Below are 4,129 nucleotides of genomic sequence, written 5' to 3'. Positions count from 1 at the left end.
GCGATGAGTCCGTGTTGAACTACAAACGCCGGGCTATGGGCTATGTACAATATAGTGTATACATCATGCGGGTTTCAGAGCAATTTGCAAGTTCAGAGCTCGCTGGCAAGGGCAGTAACGGTGGATAAGGAAGTGACCACGAATTCCCGCACGCTGCATACACTCACCGTTGGCAACCATATTAAAACACTACACTAGTGAGAATTACGAAATTATCAATAATTGCTATTCTCTTTTTAAACCAGATTCTGTGTGGACAAAACCGTATTATTTCTGGGCGAGTTATATCAGAGGATTTAGAACCACTACCAATGGTTTATATTCAAAACTCTGATACTTTACTTCTTGGTAAAACAGATATGGATGGACGATTTTTAATTAGCATTCCACAAAAAACAGAAAAACTATTATTTGGCGATGTGGGCCTGGAATGGACTGATATTAAATTGAAGAAAGATTGTGATACAATTGAAGTTATAATGCTTTATAATGTGACTTATGATTTTATTTCATCCAAAAAAATTGATAGACTTCGTAAGAAACGATTTGATAAATTACCGATTGCTCATTCTGAAGCCGTGAAAAAAGGACTTTTTAAAAACAATATTGTTTGTTATAATAGAGAATTTAAACCAGATAAACCAATTCTTGACAGTATTGAAAAAGTTTTGAAATTAAAAAGTAAATTAATCAAAGAAGCATTTAATAAATTTGTAATAGGCGATACAATTAGGATACCATATACAGCTTCTTGGAGAACTGATGGGACTGATAGAACTATTTTGCATTTCTATTCATATATTGTTGATAAAGAAAATTTCGATTGTATTATTAAAGGAGTAATCACTGATAAAAATAGGCATAAAGGTGGATACAATTTAGTTTATAAAGTTATTGATTGTAATGAATGTCATCATGATAATATAGTCTTGAATAGAAAAGAATTGAAAGTTGGAGATACGATTGAATATAATATGAAATATTTTAAGATATTAAAGAATAAATAAATACGGTTGCCAACACGCGTTCATAAAATATTGGGGTTTAAGTGGTTTGCCAAATGCGGCACCCGCAGGCAAGGTTCTTATCGGTGGATAGGTTCGCAGTCACGCAGACCCCAACATTTCATAGTGTGCAGAGAAGCAGAACATCGGCAAAATAAAGTTCTGCATGCTGTAATTAAGATGAAGGAACCGGCCCTTCGGCGTTACTTTACAGGAAGGAGCGTCAAGCCACTCAATGGTGCTGAGGTAAAGAGCTTTGGTACTGAGCGATTGAGAAAAGATAATCCGGGAAGTTGTCAGGCAAGGATATAAGAGTTAAACGCAAGTGAATCGTTGAAGAGGTGTCGAGAACCGGAACGAAGTAGAGCTTGGCGAAGCCAACTGGGAACAACCTGTCAAAGGCTACGGAGTATGAAACGGAGTGATCAGTATAGCGGTTGCCTGTTTATTGGCTATACGGCAGGCGTCATAGAAACGGTAGGACTTATATCCGGGCTTAATTGCGGAACTCGGGAACCAGCATAATGATGCCAAGCCAAATGTACAATGGACACAACCTGTAGGCAAAATAGCAAAGCATTATGCTGAGACGGACTGATTCGTAGTAGTGAAGATACAACAATAAGCACCAATTCAAAGAAACGGATAATTGCCAAAATCAGGGAACTGGACATTACTCACTTAAGCCACAAAAGCATAGTGGGAGTAGCACAATACCTTGAACCATATATACGGGGATGGATTAACTACTATGGAAAGTTCAGGATATCTATGCTAAACCCGATATTTCAATTATTGCGACGACGGTTAGTGCAATGGATACGAAAACGGTACAAGCGTTATAAAATAAGTGTAAACCGGGCATACGAATGGTTAAGCAGGATACGGAAACAATTTCCGACATTATTTTGCCAATGGCGCTTAGGGTTTTACTAATAAAACGCATAGATTTGTATAACAAGAGCCATGTGATGGGAGACTATCAAGCACGGTTCTGTGAGAGGCTTAGGGTGAAATTCCCTTTGCCTACTCGACCGGCCAGCCGTTGTGCGTCAGGCCGACCGATATGGAATACACCGCTTATGTCTGGCTTTATCAGTGGTAATCAGAATTTTAAAAACGAATAAATAAGGAAAAATGAGAACCAACCTGTTACTTTTTTGCTTCTTTCTGCTTTTCCAAAGCACATTTGCTCAGACAAGCGGCGACTGGCCCATTTTAAAACACTACAATCAGGCGCATCTTCTGAACATTGCCTTGCCGCTGGGAGGAATTGGCACCGGAACGGTTTCGCTGGGAGGCCGCGGCGAATTGCGCGACTGGGAAATCATGAACAAACCGGCCATCGGTTACAGCACGGTTACCAAAGGAAACGATGCGCCATTTTTTGCCATCTATGTAAAACCTGAAGGCGGGTCATCGATAACCCGTGCCCTGATTGGCCCTGTACACCCAAGCGAATATCAGCATTACGAAGGTCGTCCGGTCAACCAGCATGGTTTTCCGCGCTTTGCCGAAGCCAGTTTCGACGCGTCATACCCGGTCGGAATGGTCAATCTTTCGGATAAAACGATACCTGTAAAGGTGAAAATTACCGGCTTTAATCCTTTGGTGCCGGGCGATGCGGATGCGAGCGGATTGCCGGTTGCCGTTTTGACCTATGAAGTAACGAATCTTACGAATAAAACAATGCAGGTTTCGGTATGCGGGTCAATGCGCAATTTTGTAGGAAAAGATGGCAGCAAATACCACATCGACTGGAAGGGCGACAATATTCCAGACGGCGCAAAAATCAATCAGAATGTATTCAAACAGCAGAACGGAATTAGCGGTATTTTCATGTATTCTGACAATGTTTCTAAAAACGATGCCGCCTGGGGAACGATTGCCCTGACAACCGACGAATCCCGGGGAATCAGCTATCGTCGTTCATCGGAACCAAATAACTGGCAAAGGGCAACGCTCGATTTTTGGGACGACTTCAGCGCCGATGGTGAGCTAACGGATAAGAAACAACTTTACGACAATGACCCGATGGCTTCATTGGCTGTTAAAAAAGAAATCGCTCCCAACAGCAAAGAAACCTTCAGGTTTTACATCATCTGGGATTTTCCGAATCGTTACGCATGGGCGCCGATTATAGTAGGCAATTATTACAGCGCCAAATACGCCGATGCCTGGGATGCCTCGCAAAAAATCATTCCTCAGATTCCGGCGTTGGAGCAAAAAACAAAACAATTCCTGAATGCTTTTCTTTCCTCGACCTTGCCTTCAGAAGTGAAAGAAGCAGCCCTTTTTAATCTCAGCACGCTCCGGTCGCAAACCGTTTTCAGGATTAAAGACGGACACCTGATGGGCTGGGAAGGGGTAATGAACGAATTTGGATCTTGCATGGGTTCGTGTACACATGTCTGGAATTACGAACAGGCCACTCCTTTCCTGTTTGGTGAACTCGCCCGGACGATGCGCGACGTGGAATTCAATTATGCTACTGATTCTACCGGATTGATGAGTTTCAGGGCTGCGTTGCCGCTGTCGAATGCCAAATCATGGAGAGTTGCCGCAGCCGACGGACAAATGGGCTGCATCATGAAAATGTACCGTGAATGGCAGCTTTCGGGCGATTCTGAATTTCTGAAATGCAATTGGACCAACATCAAAAATGTACTTGCCTTTGCCTGGATCAAAGGCGGCTGGGATGCCAATCAGGACGGCGTGATGGAAGGTTGCCAGCACAACACTATGGATGTGGAATATTATGGTCCAAATCCACAGATGGAATTCTGGTACCTGGGTGCTTTGCGGGCTGCCGAAGAAATGGCCAAAGCCATGAAGGACAGGGCTTTCCAGAAGAAATGCCACAGTTTGTTCCTTTCAGGAAGCAAATGGACCGACGAAAACATTTTTAACGGCGAATATTATTTCCAACAGATCGCGCCTCCGGCTTCAGTGAAAGATATTGCTCCCGGATTGAGAGCCGGAATGGGATCAGCCAAGCTCTCAGACCCTGATTTTCAGCTTGGAAAAGGTTGTTTGGTTGACCAATTGGTGGGGCAATACATGGCACACATCTGCGGATTGGGTTACCTGGCCAGCGAAAAGAACATCAAAATCACGCTCAAGTC

At 43.1% G+C, this 4,129-nt stretch carries 3 protein-coding genes; all 3 read left to right on the top strand.

What is annotated here, in order from left to right; genetic code table 11:
- Positions 1–197 precede the first annotated feature (197 nt).
- A complete protein-coding gene (locus tag Q8907_13655; protein MDP4275318.1) occupies positions 198–1,007 on the top strand; it encodes a hypothetical protein in 810 nt (269 codons plus the stop codon).
- Between the two features lie 6 nt (positions 1,008–1,013).
- On the top strand, positions 1,014–1,316 hold the full coding sequence (locus Q8907_13650; protein ID MDP4275317.1) for a hypothetical protein: 303 nt from the start codon (positions 1,014–1,016) through the stop codon (positions 1,314–1,316).
- An 825-nt stretch (positions 1,317–2,141) separates the two neighbouring features.
- Positions 2,142–4,129 (top strand): GH116 family glycosyl-hydrolase (locus Q8907_13645; protein ID MDP4275316.1); only part of this gene is annotated, 1,988 nt, incomplete at its 3' end.

This window comes from Bacteroidota bacterium (genome assembly GCA_030706565.1).
GTDB lineage: Bacteria > Bacteroidota > Bacteroidia > Bacteroidales > JAUZOH01 > JAUZOH01.
Note: the sequence above shows the minus strand (reverse complement) of the source record. Positions and strands in the feature narration are given on the sequence as shown.